At 41.0% G+C, this 20,852-nt stretch carries 13 protein-coding genes and 2 pseudogenes; 2 read left to right on the top strand and 13 right to left on the bottom strand.

Features of this window, described 5'->3' with window-relative positions:
- A partial coding sequence (locus M1F74_RS03665; protein WP_247946314.1) for a Spy0128 family protein occupies positions 1 to 3,341 on the bottom strand: 3,341 nt, incomplete at its 3' end.
- Between the two features lie 645 nt (positions 3,342 to 3,986).
- Here M1F74_RS03665 and M1F74_RS10140 point away from each other — a divergent pair.
- Positions 3,987 to 4,517, top strand: a pseudogene (locus M1F74_RS10140) (transposase); the annotation flags it as partial.
- Positions 4,491 to 4,628, top strand: a pseudogene (locus M1F74_RS03655) (transposase); the annotation flags it as partial. The pseudogenes M1F74_RS10140 and M1F74_RS03655, both read left to right, overlap by 27 nt.
- A gap of 35 nt (positions 4,629 to 4,663) precedes the next feature.
- On the opposite strand, the gene M1F74_RS03650 reads toward M1F74_RS03655, so the two are convergent.
- The 12 genes from M1F74_RS03650 to M1F74_RS03595 form a co-directional block, all read right to left on the bottom strand.
- On the bottom strand, positions 4,664 to 6,028 hold the full coding sequence (locus M1F74_RS03650; RefSeq protein WP_057489444.1) for an amino acid permease: 1,365 nt from the start codon (positions 6,026 to 6,028) through the stop codon (positions 4,664 to 4,666).
- Positions 6,029 to 6,104: 76 nt separating this feature from the next.
- Positions 6,105 to 6,587 carry a transcription elongation factor GreA gene (greA, locus tag M1F74_RS03645; protein ID WP_000818770.1) on the bottom strand — a complete coding sequence of 161 codons (483 nt, stop codon included), beginning with the start codon at positions 6,585 to 6,587 and terminating at the stop codon, positions 6,105 to 6,107.
- A gap of 61 nt (positions 6,588 to 6,648) precedes the next feature.
- Positions 6,649 to 8,400 (bottom strand): endolytic transglycosylase MltG, encoded by a 1,752-nt coding sequence (gene mltG / locus M1F74_RS03640; protein ID WP_247946313.1) that lies wholly within the window; start codon positions 8,398 to 8,400, stop codon positions 6,649 to 6,651.
- A 74-nt stretch (positions 8,401 to 8,474) separates the two neighbouring features.
- A complete protein-coding gene (locus M1F74_RS03635; RefSeq protein ID WP_247946312.1) occupies positions 8,475 to 8,978 on the bottom strand; it encodes a GNAT family N-acetyltransferase in 504 nt (167 codons plus the stop codon).
- On the bottom strand, positions 8,975 to 9,442 hold the full coding sequence (locus M1F74_RS03630; RefSeq protein WP_061598188.1) for a GNAT family N-acetyltransferase: 468 nt from the start codon (positions 9,440 to 9,442) through the stop codon (positions 8,975 to 8,977). Before M1F74_RS03630 ends, M1F74_RS03635 begins: the two co-directional genes overlap by 4 nt.
- Positions 9,443 to 9,451: 9 nt before the next feature.
- The gene (gene murC, locus M1F74_RS03625) at positions 9,452 to 10,786 is read right to left on the bottom strand and encodes a UDP-N-acetylmuramate--L-alanine ligase (protein WP_000048097.1); all 1,335 of its coding nucleotides are present in this window, start codon (positions 10,784 to 10,786) and stop codon (positions 9,452 to 9,454) included.
- A gap of 11 nt (positions 10,787 to 10,797) precedes the next feature.
- Complete coding sequence (locus M1F74_RS03620) at positions 10,798 to 11,409, bottom strand: cystathionine gamma-synthase (RefSeq protein WP_247946311.1); 612 nt, start codon at positions 11,407 to 11,409, stop codon at positions 10,798 to 10,800.
- A gap of 47 nt (positions 11,410 to 11,456) precedes the next feature.
- Positions 11,457 to 14,552, bottom strand: coding sequence for a DEAD/DEAH box helicase (locus M1F74_RS03615; protein WP_009730380.1), 3,096 nt, complete (start codon positions 14,550 to 14,552; stop codon positions 11,457 to 11,459).
- Positions 14,553 to 14,644: 92 nt separating this feature from the next.
- Positions 14,645 to 15,811: a MalY/PatB family protein gene (locus M1F74_RS03610; protein WP_247946310.1), complete on the bottom strand. Its 1,167-nt coding sequence runs from the start codon at positions 15,809 to 15,811 to the stop codon at positions 14,645 to 14,647.
- A gap of 7 nt (positions 15,812 to 15,818) precedes the next feature.
- Positions 15,819 to 16,913, bottom strand: coding sequence for a cystathionine gamma-synthase (locus M1F74_RS03605; RefSeq protein WP_247946309.1), 1,095 nt, complete (start codon positions 16,911 to 16,913; stop codon positions 15,819 to 15,821).
- 145 nt (positions 16,914 to 17,058) lie between these two features.
- Entirely contained in the window at positions 17,059 to 19,017 is a 1,959-nt protein-coding gene (locus M1F74_RS03600; RefSeq protein ID WP_247946308.1) for a peptide ABC transporter substrate-binding protein, read from the bottom strand.
- A 201-nt stretch (positions 19,018 to 19,218) separates the two neighbouring features.
- The gene (locus M1F74_RS03595) at positions 19,219 to 20,841 is read right to left on the bottom strand and encodes a putative polysaccharide biosynthesis protein (protein ID WP_247946307.1); all 1,623 of its coding nucleotides are present in this window, start codon (positions 20,839 to 20,841) and stop codon (positions 19,219 to 19,221) included.
- Between the last annotated feature and the right edge of the window lie 11 nt (positions 20,842 to 20,852).

Genomic DNA, 20,852 nt, shown 5'->3' with positions numbered 1-20,852 from the left:
AATTGTGCTGTAGTTGCACCTGGTGTGAAGGTATTATTAAACTCTGTATCTGTTGGAAGGGCTTTGGTTGCTGTAAGAGTATGACCTGCTTTCGTTACAGTCACTGTCACCTCTGCCTTCATTGGATCATAAGTCATTCCTGCTTCTGAACCAGCTACTTCTTCTACAGTGTACTTATGCTCGCCAACTTCATTGTTCTTATATGTAAGCGCATCGAAGGCTACTTTACCTGAAGCATCATTGGTCTTCGTTTGTAGAACCGTACCATTCTTATCTTTCAAGACGAAGCTGAACTCACCAGCTTTAAGGGTACGTCCTGCAAGAGCCTTACTAAAGTCAAATTGCGCTGTGACTGGGGCTACCGCATAGTTGTTAAATTCGCTATCAGCTGGCATTGTTACAGCAGCGTTCAACAGACCTGTTTGAGCGTCTTTTGTGACATTTACAGTCACAGTAGCGTTCATTGAATCGTAATCGATATTGGTATCTGTTCCAGCTACTTCGCGAACGGTATAAGTATGAGTTCCTTCTGTTGCATAGGAGATCGCGTCAAATTGGATCGTTCCGTCAGCTTTATTCTTCTTCGTTTGGATTACATGGCCATTTTCAAGCAATTCAAAGGTGAAGGCATCCGCTTCAAGCGTTTTTCCTTCCAATTTCTTAGTGAAACTGAATTGTGCGCTTGTCGCTGCTGGAGTGAACGTATTGTTGAACTCTGTATCTACACCTGTCGTTGCATTTCCATCTGCATCCACACCATTTGTTGATGAATAAGATGGTGTGGTTGCAACCAAAGTATGGCCTGACTTAGTAACAGTCACTGTCACTTTTGCTTCCATTTGGTCATAGGTCATTCCAGTTTCTGGCGTTGTTGGGATAACTTCTTTTACAGTATAGTTAAAGGTCTTACTTGAATTCCGTTGTCCTGAAGCATCTGTTCCAAGATCGCTAGCACTATACTCAATACCTGTGAACTTCACATTTCCAGTTGCATCATTGGTTGCAGTTGCTACCTCTGCGCCTGATTCGTCATACAGTTTGAATGTGAATTCATTCGCTTTCAGATCGCGACCTTTCAATTTCTTGGAGAAGTCAAACTCTACATTTACTGGTGGAACAACGTGATTATTGAAAGTTGTATCATCTGTACCAGTTGCTTCACCACCTGTTGCAGTTATCTCTGTTTTGGCAGTTAACAGACCTGAATCCTCATCTTTTGTTACAGTCACCTTAACTGCGATAGTCATTTCATCGTAGTCTACATCAGGTTTGTTCCCCTTCACTTCTTTAACAGTGTAGTTGTAGACACCAACTTTATCGAATGACAATTCGCTGAAGGTAATTTTCCCATCAGCCTTGTTAGTCACAGTTTGATTCACATTGTTATCACCAGCCAATGTGAAGCTAAAGTCACCAGCTTTCAATGTTCCATTTGAAAGTTCTTTATTAAATTCCAGATCTACCTTAACAGGAGATGATTTGAAGGTATTGTTGAACTCAGTATCAGTTGGCATAGTTGTTTGAGCTACGTAGGAATCTCCGTTAGCATTTACCGTGATTGTTACGTTAGCTTTCATTGGATCATAAGTCATACCAGTTTCTGAACCAGTGACCTCCTCAACTGTATAATGATAGGTTCCTGCAGAGTTAAACAAGAGTGGATCAAAAGTAATATTCCCAAAACTATCATTTGTTTGAGTATCAACAACCTTACCTGTACTATCAATCAAATTAAAAGTGAACTCGCCACGTTTTAAATTTCTTCCGTCCAAACGTTTAGTAAATGATAAATCAACCCTTGCTGGTTTTTTTGCTTTTGTAGCTGAACCAGATCCTCCTGCCTTAAAGGCAAAAGATGCTTGATAACTATACTCTTCTCCATTGTTATAGGTGATTTTGATATCATTTCCGTGTTTTTGTTGCAATTCTGCAAGTGTAGGGCTTGCTGAAACATTCTTCAATCTAGTCATATAACGAACGTAGATCATTTCGTTCAGTTGTGCTATCTTAAATGAAAAACCAGACGAACTTGTTTTGATATTTTCTAATAATTGAATTGCATTTCCTTTAGATACCCATGGTGAAATTGACTGAACCTTTTCGGCTCTGAGAGCTTTTCCATTCCACAAATCCACATGATCGTCAGGAATTGGTGTTGCATGCCCTGCTCGCCATGCAGCTTTTCTTTGGTCATCAAACTCTGTTAATACTGGATCACCATCTTGAACCAATTCTTGATCATCTGGAAGACTATCAATCAATTGGTAGTTGTTTAAAACCTGTGGAGCTACTAGACTTCCTGCATTTACACGGATGGTCCATCTGATTAATTCAGGATGTCCTGTTACTGCTTCCCCGTATTTTTCAACCTTTGATTTTGCTGCTGGTGTTGGAGCATTTTCGGGGCCTACTGTTACTGTAATCTTGGTTCCATTGAAATTGAGTTCCGTTGGAACATTTGGCTTAACATTCGCTTTCCAACCTGTACTAATGTTTAACGTATAATTTTTTCCGAGAGTATTTTTTTCAAAGTAATCTGTAAAAGTAGTGATTACTTTGTTATTGATTGAATCCAAGAAAGCATTCCCGATAACTTGACCACCTGGTCCCGTCACATCATAGTGCAAACTTGTAGGGATTCTCACAGCATCTGGGATATCAACTACCAGTTTATCATTGCGTTTGATGGTTAAACTATCAGGCATATTCATGCGAATGACAGTTTCTACTGGCGTAAACAATCCGTTACCATTTGGAAAATTCACTTCAACATCTGGATTTTGTACGGTAATCGTATCACCTGTTTTTACATAGGTTGTTGCACCATTTACATAGGTTGTTGCACCACCTGATGAAGGCAGTTCTCTTTTAGAACGTCTTGATCTTATCGTAGGTTGTGATTCAGTTTTTTTCTCGCTAGCTACAGGCGCAGAGCCTTCGGCACTGGCTTTTGAAGTTGGAGAAGCTGACTCAGCTGGTGTAACACTACTGCTAGCTGGTGTTACAACTTCATTTAGTTGTTTTTCAGTCTTCTCCTCTTTAACCACATGTGCAGAGCCTTCGGAACTGGCTTGTGAAGTTTGAGAGGCTGATTCACTCTGCGTAACACTAGTGCTAGCTTGCGTTACAGCTTCATTTGCTTCAAGACCAGATTCCTTGTGTCTCTCGCCTTGATTCTCTTTTGTGACAACTGAAGTTTGTGACTCTGTATTATTCTTCACTTCATCCGCATAAACGTTTCCTTCCACAAATACCAGTGTTGACAACAACACGGAAGCAACACCGATAGTGTACTTGCGAATAGAAAAACGTTCTTTAGATTCGGAAAACATTCTTTTCATTCGTTATCTCCTATATTACTATTATCATACTCTTGAGTATTTTATCATAACATTTTGTAGAAGACAAATTTTTATAATTCTCTTTAATTATTCTCAATAAGTAGAAAAATTTCTGAATGTATTTCAGAGATAACTCATATGAATTTCGATAGCTATTTCAGTTACTTTTTAAGTTTAAGGTGCATACTGCATCCGCTGTCCTACATTTATTTCATTTTAAAATATTTATACTTCTTTTTTATAGCTAATACATCAACATTCGCAATTATTTTTAATAGAACACCTTCAAAATTTGAATCTCTGGGCGGAAAAAATCTTAATTTTAAGAGACCTTATACTCGATAAACGAGACAAAAAACGAATAAGATAGAATTCTAATTATCAGAAAAACTGACTTTGTTCGTTTTTTATATTCAAGGTTAAACTTTTACTCCAACCTCTGGAGCTTATAGCGGATGACTATGATTTATAACTAACAATCTCCTAGATACTTTTCTTCGCTCAAAAATGTAGTGAGTAAAATCACTGTAGGGAATTATAGATCCTATTTTGTTGTCTTGAATATACAATATAAGTGCACAATAAAAACTCATAAGATTTTCTAGTAAAATAGAATTGAACCAACTAGTTACGAAAGGAAATCTTATGAGCTATCACCATTTTACTATAGATGAGCGTGAGAGTATTCTCATTTACCATATGCAAGGCCTAAATTTTTCTCAAATTGCTAAGTTGCTCCATCGTCATCCGTCTAGTATTAGTCGCGAGTGGAAGCGACATACAAAATCAGGAAGTTATTCTCCCAATCAAGCACAGGAATCTTACCATATTGCTAAATCACACTGTGGGCGGAAACGGATGCTTGAAATAGATCACAATTTAAGCAATACCGTCAAGCATCTATTTCTCGATTATCAATGGTCTCCTGAAGAAATAGAAGGCCGGTTGCGATTAGAGTACGGGAAAGCTGTTATTAGTTATCAAACAATCTATAGAGCCATCTATCGCGGTCACTTTGACGACAAGCTTTCACATGGTGCTCGTGGTGTCATTCGCAAACTCCGTCATCGTGGGAAAACACGTCATACAAAAGGTCATGTCGAAAACAGAGGAAAAATTTCTATTTCTCATACCATTCACGAAAGACCAGAAGACGCTAATAACCTCATCAAGGTCATCAAGCGCAATGCTTTCGGTTTTCGGAACTTTGAAAACTTCAAAAAACGGATTTTTATCGCTCTAAACATCAAAAAAGAAAGGACGAAATTCGTCCTTTCTCGATCTTAGCTTTTCTTCAACCCACTACAGTTGACAAAGAGCCCTTATTTTCTAAATTTCCACTGGCTATAAATTCCGAAACCGATAATCCAGATAGCTGAACCAATTGCTCCCATAAAAGTAGATTCTTGTAAAAAGAGGGTTACAAAGACAAAGATAAAGAAGAGCATGGTTAAAGGATTTAGAAAACGGTAATGGGGCATGAGGTAGCCATCCGCCATGAAGTCTTGTGACTTGCGGTATTTGAGATGAGCCACCATGATCAAGATATAAATCGCGATGTAAACACCTGATGAAGATGCCGTGATCAAAGCAAAGGCATCTGAAACACCTGGCAACACATTGATAAAGGCAGCCAGAGCAATTAAGATTGCTGAAGCAATAATAGCATTTTGTGGAACATTATGGCGAGAGAGAGTATCTGCCTTGATCGCTTTTAAGAATCGATTGGGCGAATCATGGGCAATCTGGTAGAGGTGTCGTCCTGTTGAATAGAGGGTTGAATTAAGAGCAGATGCGGCCGACGTCAAAACGACGAAGTTAATCAGAGCTGCCGCCCACTTGATACCTGCTAGCTCAAAAACCGTTACAAATGGCGAATCTGAAGAAGCAAGTTCTCTCCAGGGAATAATAGACATAATGGCTAATAGAGCTCCACCATAGAAGAAGACAATTCGGAGAGGAATTTCTTTAACTGCTTTTGGCAAAACCTGACGAGGATTCTTCGTTTCAGAGGTTGTCACTCCGATAAATTCAATCATCAGATAGGCAAAAAATACCATTTGAAAGGCCATGACAAAGTTCATGACTCCATTTGGGAAAAGAGAGAATTGATTGCTGATATTTGCCAGACTTGCGGCACCATATGGTGTTTCAAATCCTGTCAAGACCATAAAGACTCCTGTTGCAATCATAGCTAAAATAGCCACAATCTTAACCATAGCAAACCAAAACTCGACTTCTCCAAAGAGCTTAACCGCAATCAGATTGACCAAGGCCAAAATCGTTAAAAAAACAATCTGAATCAACCAACTAGGCCAAGAAGGAAACCAAAACTGAACATAATGCGAAATCGCGGTGATTTCTGCCATACCGATAAAGACAACAGACAACCAATAAGACCAAACCGAGAAATACCCCCAGCCTTTCCCCAAATGACGGGTGATAAAGTTGATAAAAGTATGTTGTTCTGGATCCTGATATAGCATCTCCCCAACAGCCCTCATCATCAAAAACATAAAGGCTCCTGTAATCATGTAAATCAGGATGATAGAAGGTCCAGTAAGGCTGATAGAACGACCAGCACCTAGGAAAAGTCCTGTTCCGATTGTCCCCGCAATGGCCATCACCTGAACATGGCGATTGGTTAAACCACGCTCCATTTTATTTTTTTTCTTATTTGAACTCATATAGTCTCCTATTTATTCAAAAAATCAAAAAGGAGTTGAGCAAGTCAAGACCTCCACTACTCCATTTTCATTCTATTTAGGCTGTTTTCTCAACCTTTAAAATTTTGACATCGTAACTACCAACAGGTGTCTCAATCGTAACAATATCGCCTGTTTTTTTGCCGATCAAAGCTTGTCCAATCGGACTTTCATTTGATACCTTCCCAGCGAAAGCATCCGCACCTGCAGAACCGACGATGATGTATACTTCCTCTTCCTCTTCACCGATTTCTTGGATGGTTACGGTCTTACCGATAGCTACCTCATCTTGGGCAACTGCATCGCTATTAACAATTTCAGCATAGCGAATTTTTGTTTCTAGACTTGAAATTTGTCCTTCAACAAAAGCTTGTTCATCCTTAGCTGCTTCGTACTCACTATTTTCTGAAAGATCCCCGTACGAACGAGCAATTTTGATACGCTCTACGACTTCAGGACGACGAACGAGTTTCAATTCTTCTAATTCTTTTTCTAACTTTTTCTTTTCTTCAAGGGTCATTGGGTAAGTTTTTTCTGCCATTTTTTCAACTTTCTTTTCTATTACTTTTTTAAAACAAAATTATGTGGAAAACCACATAATTTTAGTTTGAACTACTTGATTGTGTTAATTTACTATTGATATGTTCTGCAACATTTTGGTCATGCTCTTCTTTTGTCGTTGCAAAGTACACTTTACCGTCTTCAACATTTGCTACAAAGTATAAGTACTCACTCTTTGTCTGATTTACACTTGCTTCAATCGCATCGAGGCTTGGACTATCAACTGGTCCGGGCATGAGGCCAAGATGTGTATAAACATTATAAGGTGAATCAATCGTAGTATCAATTGCAGTATCATCAGCCAAGCTAATCTTTTGGCCAAGTTTTCCTTCAGCATACAAGATAGCAATGTTGCTTTGAAGTGGCATACCAAGATTCAAGCGGTTATAGAAGACTCCCGCAATTAATTTACGATCTTCGGTCTTAGCACCTTCTTTTTCGACAAGAGAAGCAATACTGAGCAATTCATTAACTGTCAGATTCTTTTCTTTGATCGTAGTGTAATACGGTGACATGGCCTTGTCCATAGCTGCTAACATATCATCAATCAAGCTTTCAACTGTGGTGCTGTCTTTGATAGTGTAGGTTGCTGGGAAAAGATAACCTTCAAGGCGATAACGAACGCCACTGTCTTTTGTTGGAAGACTTCCAAGAAGGTTTGGATACTTGGCTACTAGTTGGGAGATGAAGGTTTCATCTTGAGCTTTTGCCAGGAAAGCATCCGCTGTAAGAGGTTCTTTAAAATCACCTTGGAGTTGACCTACTGTCTGAGCAATTTGCTCTAAGGTATAACCTTCCGGAATCGTTAAGTTCGCAAGCACTGGTTCTTGAGGTTCAGGAGTTCCACCCTTTTGCAATTCTTGAATCAAGTCATCCGTACTCATGCTCTTCTTCAAATTGTAATAACCTGACTTCAAGTCTGAACCCTTATACTTAGCATAAATACTAAAGATAAGTCCATGTTTGACCAAGCCAGATTTTTCCAAATTGCTCCCAATTTGTTGCACATTTGATCCTTCTGGAATTTGAACTGTCATATACTCCTTAGAGCTCGCATCAACAGGTTTCAAAGAGTCTTGAACATAACCGTACCCAAAGTATCCACCAGCAGCCACAAGCACCAAGAGAACTAAAAAGGTTACTAGGAAACCTTTGGCCTTTGATTTCTTCTTTTTCTTGGTTGGTTTTTTACCTTTACGACGACGGTTACGACGTGATTCCTCCGTTAATCTGTCTGAGGATCCAGTTGAAACTAGTGCTTCAGCTTTATTCTCAGAAGAAGGAATTGATGTATTGGCCTCTTCTGTCTTATAAGTCACATCTATCTTGGTCGGAGTATCGTTAAATTCTTTCTCTTCAGGTTCAAGTTCAACTGGTTCCACCTTAGGTTGAACGGGTTCCACTACAGGTTCTTCAGCTGGCTGAATCGGTTCTACTAGAGGTTCTTCAGATTCTACAACTTCAATCTTGTCAATGAGAGGCTGTCTAATCTCTTTCTCTTCTTTTTCATCCGTTTCATCAGCTTCAGCACTCGAAAGTGGAGGAACACTCGGCGCATTCTTTAGAATTTTATCGACAACAGATAGGGAATCAGCCATCAACTCTTCTGTTGAAATATCAGATTCAGGATTTGCAGGAGTTACTGAACTAGCTTGAGATGATGAAGCTGTCAGATTTGGAATGTCTACTTCTTTCTCTCTTCTATCTTGTTCTTTCACTCTCTCTAAATCACGTAGAATCTGATCTTTAAAGCTTAATTTTTCTTCTTCTCTTGATTTTTCAGTCAAAAGCATTACCTCCTTGTTGACAATCCATAATATTATATCTTAAAAGTCGCAGAAAAGCAACCAACTAGGGCATTCCCTAGCTAGTTTTCTTTATTTTCCGGTTGCCAAACCATATCATACCAACTTTCACCCGCGAAGCTTGACTGGGATACCCCTTCATTCACAAATCCATTTTTTTCATAATAAGGGATGAGATAGTCATGACAGGTCAAATTGATACCTTCTCGTTCATGTTCTAAAGCGACTTCTTTCAGAGCCCTTAACAATCTTTTCCCCACGCCCAAGGCTTGTGCCTCCTTAGCTATGGAGAGACAGGTCACAGAGATATAGCCTCCAGGTCGATGGCTATAGTCTTTTATCTCTTCTGTAAAGGACTGATCTTGTAGATGACGATGTGGGACGACTGGACCTTCGATATAACCAAGAATACGCCCCTCTTTTTCAGCTACGAGAAAACTGGTCTGAATTTCACGTAAGTGCGCCTCAAAGACCAAACGAGGAATCGCTTCTTCAAGGGAGAAATTCTCCAGCTCTATCTCTAAAATTTGATCTAAATCCGAAAATCTTGCGTGTCTGATTTTCATACTTCCTCCTGATAAAAAGGATTGGCCCAAATCAGATTCCATCCCGAAAATCTTGCGTACGAAGCCTCTAGCAATTCTCCCGTAGCAAAGTCATTCATCTCAAAATAAGAGAGCAAGTCATCAGGACAAGTCAAGCGAAGATACTCATACCCTCCTTCCACCGCCACTTGTTTCAAGCTAGCAAGAAGAAGGGTCCCCAAGCCTTGCCCGCGATGGTCAGGATGAATAGCAAATGATCTTATTTCTATCCATGCGGGATGAAGAGACTGAGACTCTCCTAAAACATAGCCTAGGAGCTGGTTTTCATCTCTAGCTACAAGAAAGGTATCCGTAATCTTACGGATACTCTCTTCTAAAAACTCGTAGCTCACTATTTCTTCTGAGGATAAACAAGATTCTTCAATTGCTACAATTTCTTCTAAATCCGATAATGTAGCCCGTCCTATGGTGATTGGAATTTCCATTCTTTTTTCTTATTGGACGTTACTTGTCAAATTAGACAAAAGACGTTCAAATGAGTACTCATAGGTTTGGATGTCTCCTGCTCCCATAAAGACATAGACTGCATTATCATGCTCAAGGAGTGGTGATACATTTTCAACTGTGATGACTTGGCTTTTCTTCTTAATTTTATCTGCTAGGTCTTCTACCTTGACGTCACCATGGTCCACCTCACGGGCTGATCCATAGATTTTCGCCAAGTAAACAGCATCTGCCTGGCTCAAAGCTTTAGCAAAATCGTCCAATAGGGCAATGGTTCTAGTAAAAGTGTGTGGTTGGAAGATTGCAACAATTTCCTTGCTTGGGTATTTCTGACGAGCCGCATCTAAGGTCGCAATGATTTCCGTTGGATGGTGGGCGAAATCATCAATAATAATGGTGCCATTGACAACCTTTTCAGTGAAACGACGCTTGACACCAGCAAATGTTTTCAAGTGTTCACGTACCAAGTTCAAGTCAAACCCTGCTGTATAAAGTAAACCAATAACGGCTGTCGCATTCATAATATTGTGACGACCAAAGGTTGGAATGTGGAATTGACCCAACTCTTGTCCGCGGAAATGAACTGTGAAGGTCGAACCAGTCGTAGAACGTAGAAGGTCGCTAGCTACAAAGTCATTTCCCTCAGCATCAAAGCCATAGTAATAGATTGGAGCATTGGCTGTAATCTTACGCAACTCAGCATCCTCACCGTAGACGAATAAACCTTTGGTAATTTGTTTAGCATAGTCATTAAAGGCATTGAAAACATCCTCTAGACTAGTAAAGTAGTCTGGATGGTCAAAGTCAATATTGGTGATAATAGAGTATTCTGGGTGGTAAGGCATGAAATGACGCTCATATTCGTCAGATTCAAAAACAAAATACTTCGCATTTTCAGAACCTCGACCCGTTCCATCCCCAATCAAGAAGCTAGTGTCTGTGATGTGAGACAAAACGTGAGACAGCATCCCAGTCGTTGATGTCTTACCATGCGCTCCTGCAACCCCCATGCTGACAAAGTCACGCATAAAGCTACCTAGGAATTCATGGTAACGTTTGTAGCTGATACCATTTTTGTCGGCATAGGCGATTTCAACATTGTTGTCTGGACGAAAGGCATTTCCAGCAATAATTTCAAGATCCCCTTGCAGGTTCTTTTCATCAAAAGGAAGAATCGTAATTCCTGCCTGCTCTAGTCCACGTTGAGTAAAGTAGTATTTTTCAACGTCTGAACCTTGAACCTTGTGTCCCATTTGATGCAACATCAAGGCTAGGGCACTCATCCCTGATCCCTTGATTCCAATAAAATGATATGTTTTTGACATGCTTTTCTCCCTTACTCAGTAATTCTTGTCAGATTCAACTCTTGGGCAACCTGACGTTCCTGTTCTGTTTGCTTATTCTTTTTATTATAGATTTGACTCTTCTTTAGAAAATCATAGTTGTTCTTTTTAGCCTTTTCCGTTTGAGATTTCGGAGTTGGAGTCACTACCTGGCCAGCTTCCTCGGCTAGAATATAGTGGGACTGGCTCAAGTTTTTACTAAACTTGGCAAACTCACCTGGATTTTCCTTTTGAAATGGTGCTGTTGGTTGGTTTCCTTGACGAACAAGTGTTGAACCATTGTGTCGTCTAGTATGACTAACATCCTGAGTCAAATACTTGGCCGAACGTTTCTTCTTCAAGTCCGCACGCGCCTCTTCTCTAGCCAATTCAGCATACGTTTTTTCAATTTTTTTAGGTTCTGGGCCTGGTTTTGACTCCTTGCTAGCTACCGAAGGAGTTACAGCCTGTTCCTCATTGATAGGAGACCATTCCAAATAGTTTTTATCGCGGTAATCACCCTTGATATTGCTAATAAAGTCTGACTCATCGTACAAGTCCATGACTGGCATTTTGGTCAGCATGATCTCATCATCTGACACCAATGGAAATCGATCTTGTTTCATTTTGTATTTCCTTTCAACACTTCATTATAGCGTATTGTCTTGATTTTTCAAGTGCTGGCTTCAGAAATCCCTAAAATTTCTCGAATTTCTGCCAGACTAAGACTCGCACGCGATTCCGTCCCATCTAAAACTTGGGAAACTAGGTGTCTCTTCTGTTCTTGGAGTTCTTGAATCTTTTCTTCAATGGTTCCTCTAGTAATCAAACGATAAACTTCTACCTTCCGTTCCTGTCCCATTCGGTGAGCTCGTCCGATAGCCTGAGCCTCGACAGCAGGATTCCACCAGAGGTCCACTAGGATGACGGTGTCAGCTCCTGTCAGATTGAGACCGACACCACCTGCCTTAAGGGAGATGAGAAAGATATCCCTTTCCCCTTGATTAAATATTTTGGTCATCTCTTGTCGGTCTTGAGCAGGAGTTGAGCCCGTAATTTTGAAGGAAGTCAAGCCCAAATTTGGGAGCTCTTGCTCGATTTTTTCCAACATTCCTTTAAATTGAGAGAAAATCAAGACCCGATGCCCACCATCTGCCACTTGTAGCAATAAATCTCGGAGACTATCCAATTTACCACTGGCTCCTTGGTAATCGTCCATAAAGAGAGCTGGCGTATCGCAGATCTGGCGTAAACGCATGAGGCCAGATAATATTTCTACCCGACTTCTCTGGAATTCTTGATCTGTCACTTGCGCTAGGCGGTCTCGTATCTGTTGCAACTGGGCGAGATAGATAGCCTTCTGTTGGTCTTCCAGTTCATTTTTATAGACGACTTCGATCAGGTCAGGTAGTTCTGTTAGGACTTCTTCTTTCTTACGCCTCATGACGAAAGGCTTGATAAACTGCGCGACTCGGTCAGCCGGTAATTTCATAAACTCCTTTTTACTTGGTAAGAGTCCTGGAAGCACAATTTGAAAGATAGACCATAACTCTCCTAAATGATTTTCGATGGGCGTACCTGACAAAGCAAAGACTGCTGGCACCACAAACTGGCGCAAACTCTGAGCAATCTTAGTCTGAGCATTTTTCATGACCTGGGCTTCATCTAAGAAGAGAAAATCAAAAGCCATCTCTTGATAAAGCTCGCTGTCTTGACGAAAGGTTGCATAGCTAGTCACATAGATCTGGTGATTTTCAGAAAGAATTGCTTCTCGATTCGCTTTCAAACCATGAACGACAGCCAAATCCAACTGTGGGGCAAATTTCCTGAATTCATCTGCCCAATTGTATATCAAACCTGACGGCGCCAAAATCAAGACTCGACTATCTTCTGTCACCTGACTGGTCAAAAAAGCGATGGTTTGCAGTGTTTTTCCCAGTCCCATATCATCTGCCAGGATGCCACCAAAACCATAGTGATGAAGCATCTGGAGCCAACGAACACCCTTTTCCTGGTAGTCTCTCAAACTCGCCTGCACCCGTATATCTCCCAAAGGAAAGTCCTCTGGGTGGGTCAAATCATGAGCTAAATGCTGAAATTCTTCCGAGAAGGAAATCCTGTCTCGACCTTCAAACAACTGAGACAGACTGTAAGCCAGAGATTTTCGCGCTTGAAAGGAACCATCTTTTAGCTCAACTCCCAGTTCCTGCAAATTTTGACGAATCTGCTTGGTTTCCTCATCAAAAAAGTACACTTGGTCAGAAGAACTGATATAGAAATCCTGATTGCTGGTCAGGGCTTTAAGAGCTTGATCAATCTCTTCTTGGGCAATCCCTTGGAAATCAAATTGGATTTCCAACAGTCCTCCCTTGGACTCAATCTGAACCTGAGGAGCTTGGACGCTGTAGAGCTGATTCATATCATCAGACAAGAAAACCTGACCCAATTTCTCAAAAGCTGGAATCGTATGGTGAAAGAAAGAATAAACTGCCTCTGGCTTCAAAGCCTGTCTCCAAGACTGAAAATCAGCCTCAAAACCAGCCCCTAAACAGACTTGAAATAGCTGGTTTTCCAAGACAGCATCGCTTGAAAAAGGTAATTGTTCCAGCTGTTGATGACTAGTCACCTTAACATCTCCATAGTCAAACTGGATATCCAAACGGATACGGCCGTCATCCTCCCTATCAAAGTAAAAGATTGGTGAAAAGGGTCTGATTTGCAGACGCTCGGGAGCAGAAACCGTGCCCAGTTGTCCAAACAAAGGCAGACAGGCGGCTAGGCGGTCACGATCACTGTTGTCAAACTGGAGGCATTTTCTCCCTCTTTCCTCCCGAGGGAGCTCCTTGAGTTCCTTCAAAAGAGTTATCTGATTAGGGGTCAAGAAATAAACATTCCCCTTACGAAAGAGAACCGCTCCCCCATAGAATACGTTAACCCGCTCAGTCTCAGAAATCTCCATCTCAAAATAATCGGGATACTCCTGCACGGAAAAAGAGAACAGTTCCGCATCGGGATCTAAATCGTGAAATAGAAGATTTTCATAACTATCGATCTGATGTTCAAAATGAAAATCCTCCAAGTTCATCAGCAACTCCACTCCCTGCTCAAAAAATGTCAGAGGGAAAAAGAGGTGACGACCTTGATTGGGGAAAAAGAGATCTTGACTCAGTCCCTCCTCAATCAAGCCACATAAAAAAGTAAGAACTTCTTGACTAGCTGTATCAAAAGCATCCCAAGACAAGCCATTCTCGTAGTGCTTCCCAATCATATATGGTTTTCGATGGACTAAGACCTTCAAAAAGAGAGGGATGTCACGAATGACATAATATTTTTGACTATCAACTAAACCGATTCGGAGAGTCCAAAGGAGGCGATTGGTTCCAGCTTCTACCTGACCTTGAGCCGACAAAGTGTAGATTTTCTCTCGCTTCTGAGGTTGGATACGCTCCAAAAAACTACCACCAAAACTAACCTTGGTTTCGACCTCTTCTTGCTCTTCATGTCCTTTTTCTAAGGCTTGTAGAATCACCTGGCCTTCTTCATCATTTTTCAGATAATGCTCGAGCGCCGCTAGGTGAACACAGTAACCTCTTTTTTGGAAAAAATCACAAGCACAAAAAACAAGATCATCCTCTAAACTGTAGCGCAAGTCTTCTCCCGCCACACGAGTATAGAGGCGATTCCCTTTTTCCTTGATAATCTCAATGTTGCCTGTCTCATAGAGAGTAACACCCTCCATGCGCAACTTTCCCGGAATCAATTTAGCCATAGTTACCCCTTTATCTTATCTTTTCATTATACCACATTTTCCCCTATGAAAATAGCCTTCTAGGAAGACTTTTCTCCTAGAAGGCTGGATTTTTAAAGTGTAGCAAAAGTGGTCACGATGCGTTGGCAAACCTCTTCCAGTACTGATTTCGGCATAGCTACATTGAGGCGGGCATGAAGGGTTCCTTCCTCCTCAAAGTCCAAACCTCGGTTCAAGATGACCTTGGCTTCATTCTTCAAAAGCTCTTGCAAGCGGTCATCCGTTAGGTCATAGGCTGAAAAATCAAGCCAGATCAAGTAGGTACCTTGCGGTTTCATGACCTTAATCTTGGTTTCGTTGCCCAAAACATCCACTACATAGTTAATGTGGTCCTCGATAACTTCTTTTAGTTCTCCTAACCAGTCCTTGCCATAACGGTAGGCAGCTTCTGTCGCCAAATACCCCAATCCTGAGATTTCATGCTGGTTATTGGCCAACTGGCGTTTTTGGAAGGCAACTCGAAGCTTTGGATTTTCAATAACTGCATAGGAATTTTTCGTCCCAGCAATATTAAAAGTCTTGGTAGCACTGCTCAAAACAAGAGCAAAGTTTTTGAAGTCTGGATTTACGGTATTAAAAGACTGGTGTTTGTGACCAAAGAGGGCCAAATCTTGGTGAATCTCATCCGAAACCAACAAAACACCGTGTTTTTGGCAGAGATTTCCGATCTTTTCCAACACTTCCTTTTCCCACACACGTCCACCAGGATTGTGAGGATTGCATAGGATATAGAGTTTGACATCCTCTTCTACTAAATCCTTCTCCAATTGGTCAAAGTCAATCTCAAACAGACCATCCTTTTCCACCAAAGAATTTGTAATCAATCTACGATTATTCAACTTGACACTGCGAGCAAAAGGTGGATAGACCGGTGTATTAATCAGAATCGCTTCGCCTTCTTTTGTAAAGGCTTGAATAGCTATCGAAATTGCTGGCACAACCCCCTCAATAAAGACAAGAGCTTCTTTGTCAAAGTGGTAGCCGTGTTGGCTGGCTTCCCACTTTTGAACTTCATGAATTAACTCTTCACTGGCATAGGTATAGCCATAAACCAGTTGGTCCGCGTAAGTTTGCACGGCTTGGCGGATTTCAGGCAAAACCACAAAGTCCATATCCGCTATCCAAGCTGGAAGGACTTCACTATCCGTTTCTGTTTCTTTCCATTTATAGGTATGGTGCCCTAAACGGTTGGGCAGGCTTGTAAAATCATATTTTCCCATCTTTGTCTTATCCTTCTAATGCTTGACGTAAGTCCGCAATCAAATCTCTGGCATCCTCAATCCCAATAGACAAACGCAAAAGATCATCTGTCAATCCATAGGAATGGCGCACTTCTACTGGTATATCCGCATGGGTTTGCGTTGTTGGATAGGTGATAAGGCTTTCCACGCCACCCAAACTCTCAGCAAAAGAGAAAACCTTCAAGTTATTTAAAATCTGAGGAATTCGACTCTCATCAGCCACTTTAAAGGAAATCATGCCCCCACGACCAGTATAGAGAACTTCCTTGACTGCTGGAGAATCCTTCAAAAAGGCAACCACTTCTTGGGCATTAGCTGTTGAGCGCTCCATACGCAGAGACAAGGTTTTAAGACCACGAATCAACTGATAACTATCAAACGGTGATAAGACCGCACCTGTCGTATTGAGATTATAGAAAAGTTGTTCATATAGTTCTAAACTATTAGTCACAACCACCCCAGCTAAGACATCATTGTGCCCTGCTAGATACTTGGTTGCCGAATGAAGAACGATATCTGCTCCATCTTCAATCGGACGTTGGTAAATTGGGCTGTAGAAGGTATTGTCCACCACTACCTTGGCACCCTTGTCATGAGCTAGTTTTGCAAGTTTTGCAATATCAAATTCCAACATCAAGGGATTGGTTGGCGTTTCGATATAGAGAACATCCACATCCTTTTCTAACTCAGCAATCAACTCTTCTTCAGTATTGGCATAGGTAAAATGGAAACGACCTTCCTTCTCCACTTGGTTGAACCAACGGAAAGAACCACCATAAAGGTCTCGAACTGCCAAGACTTTACTTCCTACAGGAAAGACACTAAAGGCCAGTACAATCGCAGCCATACCTGAACTCGTTGCTAGGGCATAGTCTGCTGATTCAATCGCCGCCAAGACCTCCTCCGCCTTACTGCGAGTTGGGTTTTTAGTACGGGTATAATCAAAACCAGTAGACTGACCGAACTCTGGATGCTGATAAGTGGTTGAAAAATGAAGTGGCGTCACCAAGGCTCCCGTAGCCTCATCTGACTTGATCCCCGCCTGGGCCAAAATTGTGTCAATGTGTCGTTCTTTGCTCATACAATACCTCCAAATCTATAGTAACTATTGTATCATTTATTTTCAGCAAGTCATTTTCTTCTTTTCAAGAGCTAGTTATAGTTTCAAACTATACAAAAACGATAGTTTCCTAAGAAACTATCGTTTATCCTGTTGAATAGACTGGTTACTTAACGTGTTTTGCCAGTTCTTCTTGGGCTTTCTTATTTGATTCTTCTTTTTCTTTCAGCCATTTTTCTTTAGCTTTTTCGTACTCAGCAGTTGTCACCGTCTTATCTTGTAACTTGAGGTACTTGTATGATTCGACACCCTTATTTCCAGCTTGTGAGAATGGCGATGAGAATGGAACTGTCTTTCTCAAGGTCGGTGTTCCACCCTGAGAAACGTTTGGAATAGCAAGAGCGCTATCAACGAGCCAAGCTTGAATTTCAGCATATTTTTCATAACGTTTTGCTGGTTCTTGCTCCTTGTTCGCTTCTTCTAGCATTTGAGTGTAAGTATCCAGACCAACTGCCTTAGCCTTGTCATTGACCTCACCTGGTTCTAGACCAATGTTTTGCAACATACCACCGTTATTGACATTTAAGATATCAAGATAGCTTGATGGATCCAAGTAGTCCGCACTCCAACCCCCATTATAGATATCAAAGTCTTTTTGAGCTGCAGTTTGAGCTAGGTAAGTAGAGTTGTCAAAGTCATCTGTTGATAGCTGTTGGATATCGATAACCACATTCTCAGCTCCTAGAACAGATTCGATGGATTGTTTCAAAGAACTTGCTTCAAGTACACCTTTTTTAGCTGATTGGTCTACAGATACATCCAAGTGGATTGGGAATTGTACACCCTTAGCTTCCAATTCTTTCTTAGCTTCTGCAAATTTAGCTTTAGCCTTGTCAGGATTGTAGTATGGGTCTTGCGCGTCTGCAAAGTTGATTCCTTGCCATTCTTGGCCATAGTTGACCATCTTTTCTGAAACAACATCACCAAAGTCTTTTCCGTTGATACTTACAAATGTTGGAGGTACAACCAAGTTACGAATAATCTTCGTTGCTCCTTCTTCCCCTTGAGATTGAGCTCCATAGGCTGTACGGTTATAAGCATAGTTGAAGGCTTGACGGAAGTTTTTATTCAGAACTGCTTCTTGAGTTGATTTCTTTTCGATATCTGAGGATTTAGATGTGAAGTTATAAGATTTTCTGTCCAAGTTGAAGTTTATGTAATAAGAAGTTGCATTTTGCATACTATAGATGATGTTATCCTTGTTCTTCTCTTTAATTCCTTCAAAGCTTGAGCTATTTGGATAGAGACGCGCGTAGCTGTAGACTCCTTCTACAAAGTTACGTGCTAGGGCATCTTGGTCACTACCATCATAATAGGACAATTTCACATCATCCACAAAGACATTTTTTTCATCCCAGTAATTTGGATTTTTCTTGAATTCGATCACAGATTTTGAAACAAAAGATTTCATTAAGAAAGGTCCATTGTACAAAATGCTAGAAGGATCTACCTTACCAAAGTCATCCCCTTTTGATTTCAAGAAATCAGCATTGACTGGGAAGAGAATAGTAGAGGTTGTCTTAGAGTTCCAGTAAGGTTCTGGTTGATTCAAAGTATATTGAACCGTCTGATCGTCAATCGCCTTAACACCAACAGTTGAAAAGTCAGTTGTTTTCCCATTAATGTAGTCATCCAATCCTGCAACTGATGCTTGGACTAGATACAAGGCCTCCGATTTTTTATCAGCTGCGTATTTCAAACCAGTCACAAAGTCTTGAGCAGTAACTGGGGCATATTCTTCACCCTCGTACGTATACCACTTAGCGTCCTTACGAAGTTTATAGGTATAGGTCAAACCATCCTGAGAAACGGTCCAGTCCTCTGCTAAAGATGGAACATAGTTTCCATATTGGTCATTTTCCATCAAACCATCAACCAAATTGGTAACAATATCATTGGTTGTTGCACGGTTTTCAGCCAGATAGTTCAAACTAGATGGATCACTAGAGTAAACATAGTTGTATGTTTTAGATGAACTTGCTGAGTTCCCACATGCGCTTAGTAGGATACCTGCGCTTAACACGACACCTGCCAGTGTCAGATACTTGGCCTTAGACTTTTTCATTTCCAGAACCTCCTGTTTTAAAGATTTGTCTTATTATACAGTTTTGGTTTTATTTAGTCAAGCTTTTTTGAAGAAAAAGTCAAAAAACATATTTTTTTGCTACTAATTTTAGAAAAAGTTCTACTTTTTTAATATTTTGAACAATAAAACAACCTTTCTTTAATAGAAAGGTTGTAATTATAACTTTTATTTATAAATCATTTACGATATTTTCAATCGTGTCCGTAGTCGGTCTGCTTGAGCTTTGCCAATTATCTTGTCCAAGAGTCGTGTCCGTAGGCTCATCAAACCATACAGACCTCCTCCAAACCCTCCGATGAGAGCCACATAAAGGAAACTCCAGAAGCGTCCACTTGGTTGGAAGATAAAACCGATTAGCCACTGTATGAAACCAACTAAGATAAACATGACAAGGGTCAAAATAGTAATCAAGATAGTTCGCTTCAAGATAATCTTTCGACGAGCACCCGTTACTTGGCAGATATCTCGGTACATCAAGACATTTGGAATGATTAGCCCGATAGTTGTTGAAATCAAAGGACCGTAGCTGTGGAAAATAGCAATGGTTGGCAATTGCAAGACTAACTTAGCAATAGAACCATAGACAAAGTAAAGCACTGCCTTTCGGTTTCGGAACATGGCCTGAAGCATAGGAGACAAGACCATATACAAGCCTAGGATAGTAGACTGTAAAACCGCAAAGACAAACAAGCCCATGGCCAGACTATCTGGCTTGCCATAAAAAACTGTATAGAGAGGTTCCCCTACCATGACCACTCCAACCGTTGCCGGTAGTAGAAATAAGAAGAGCATGGTGAGGCTATCTTGGACTAGGCGAGCCGCTGCCTGCAAGTCGCCTTTTACATAGTTTTCCGTTAACAGCGGCAAGCCAACACTCCCAATTGAAACCCCCACAGAGATTAAAATCATGGTGATTTTATTGGGATTGGCAGAGAAATAAGAAAACATGACAACCAAGTCTTCGTTGCTATAGTTGGTAAACCACTTCATACTATTGATAAAGGTCATTTGGTCTAAAATCTGAAAGAGTTGAATGGCCGATCCTGTCAGGATAAATGGAATAGCTTCCTTGATAGTATCGACTAAGAGTCGCTTACTATTAATCTTATCCCGTGTTTCAAATACTCTTTTGAGCAAACCTTCTTGGGCAAGGAAGTAGATCAAAACTGCAAAACTTGCCACCATCCCCACAAAGGCCGCAAAGGTCGATTGGGTAACGGCTGATAGGTAGTCACCAGAACCCATCTTCATAATGAAGAAGGTTGCCATCAACATCCAGATAACACGGATCACCTGCTCAGCGATTTGGCTCATAGCATAGGGTTTCAGATTGTTCATCCCTTGGAAGAAGCCCCGGATGACACTCATAGATGGGAAAATCAAGACCGCCCAAGCCAAACTCTGCATGATGGGAATCAGGTCTTTCCCCACACCTGACAAATCTGCTAACCAGGGAGAAAAGAGATACAAGACCAAAGCAAAGACTAAGCCCAAGCCCGTCATAAAGCTTAGGAAACTCCGAATCAAGGCAAAGCTGTGCTCTTCTTCTCGCATGGTATTGTACTTAGCCACTTGTTTGGCGACCGCAACTGGGATACCCGCTGTCGAAATCAGCAAGAACCAAGCATATATATTATAGCCCATGGTAAAGAGTCCATTTGCCTTGGCAGCATAGGTCCCCATCCAGATATACCAGGGAATAATGTAGATAGCACCAAGGAGGCGACTAATAAAGTTACTAGCTGTTAGCCAAGCAGTCCCTCGCAACATCTGGGCTTGCTGGTGATTGTTTTCGTTAGACATAGCTTCCTCAT

The sequence above is a fragment of the Streptococcus oralis genome, assembly GCF_023109315.1.
Lineage (GTDB): Bacteria > Bacillota > Bacilli > Lactobacillales > Streptococcaceae > Streptococcus > Streptococcus oralis_BS.
This window is presented reverse-complemented; position numbering and strand designations above follow the sequence as displayed.

Bases quoted from the DNA above. Each gene is read 5' to 3' on its own strand.
- M1F74_RS03635 (WP_247946312.1), bottom strand. From the start codon at position 8,978: ATGAAAATCAGACACGCAAGATTTTCGGATTTAGATCAAATTTTAGAG.
- greA (WP_000818770.1), bottom strand. From the start codon at position 6,587: ATGGCAGAAAAAACTTACCCAATGACCCTTGAAGAAAAGAAAAAGTTA.
- M1F74_RS03600 (WP_247946308.1), bottom strand. From the start codon at position 19,017: ATGAAAAAGTCTAAGGCCAAGTATCTGACACTGGCAGGTGTCGTGTTA.
- M1F74_RS03605 (WP_247946309.1), bottom strand. From the start codon at position 16,913: ATGAGCAAAGAACGACACATTGACACAATTTTGGCCCAGGCGGGGATC.
- mltG (WP_247946313.1), bottom strand. From the start codon at position 8,400: ATGCTTTTGACTGAAAAATCAAGAGAAGAAGAAAAATTAAGCTTTAAA.
- M1F74_RS03650 (WP_057489444.1), bottom strand. From the start codon at position 6,028: ATGAGTTCAAATAAGAAAAAAAATAAAATGGAGCGTGGTTTAACCAAT.
- M1F74_RS03620 (WP_247946311.1), bottom strand. From the start codon at position 11,409: ATGAAACAAGATCGATTTCCATTGGTGTCAGATGATGAGATCATGCTG.
- M1F74_RS03630 (WP_061598188.1), bottom strand. From the start codon at position 9,442: ATGGAAATTCCAATCACCATAGGACGGGCTACATTATCGGATTTAGAA.
- M1F74_RS03610 (WP_247946310.1), bottom strand. From the start codon at position 15,811: ATGGGAAAATATGATTTTACAAGCCTGCCCAACCGTTTAGGGCACCAT.
- M1F74_RS03615 (WP_009730380.1), bottom strand. From the start codon at position 14,552: ATGGCTAAATTGATTCCGGGAAAGTTGCGCATGGAGGGTGTTACTCTC.
- M1F74_RS03595 (WP_247946307.1), bottom strand. From the start codon at position 20,841: ATGTCTAACGAAAACAATCACCAGCAAGCCCAGATGTTGCGAGGGACT.
- murC (WP_000048097.1), bottom strand. From the start codon at position 10,786: ATGTCAAAAACATATCATTTTATTGGAATCAAGGGATCAGGGATGAGT.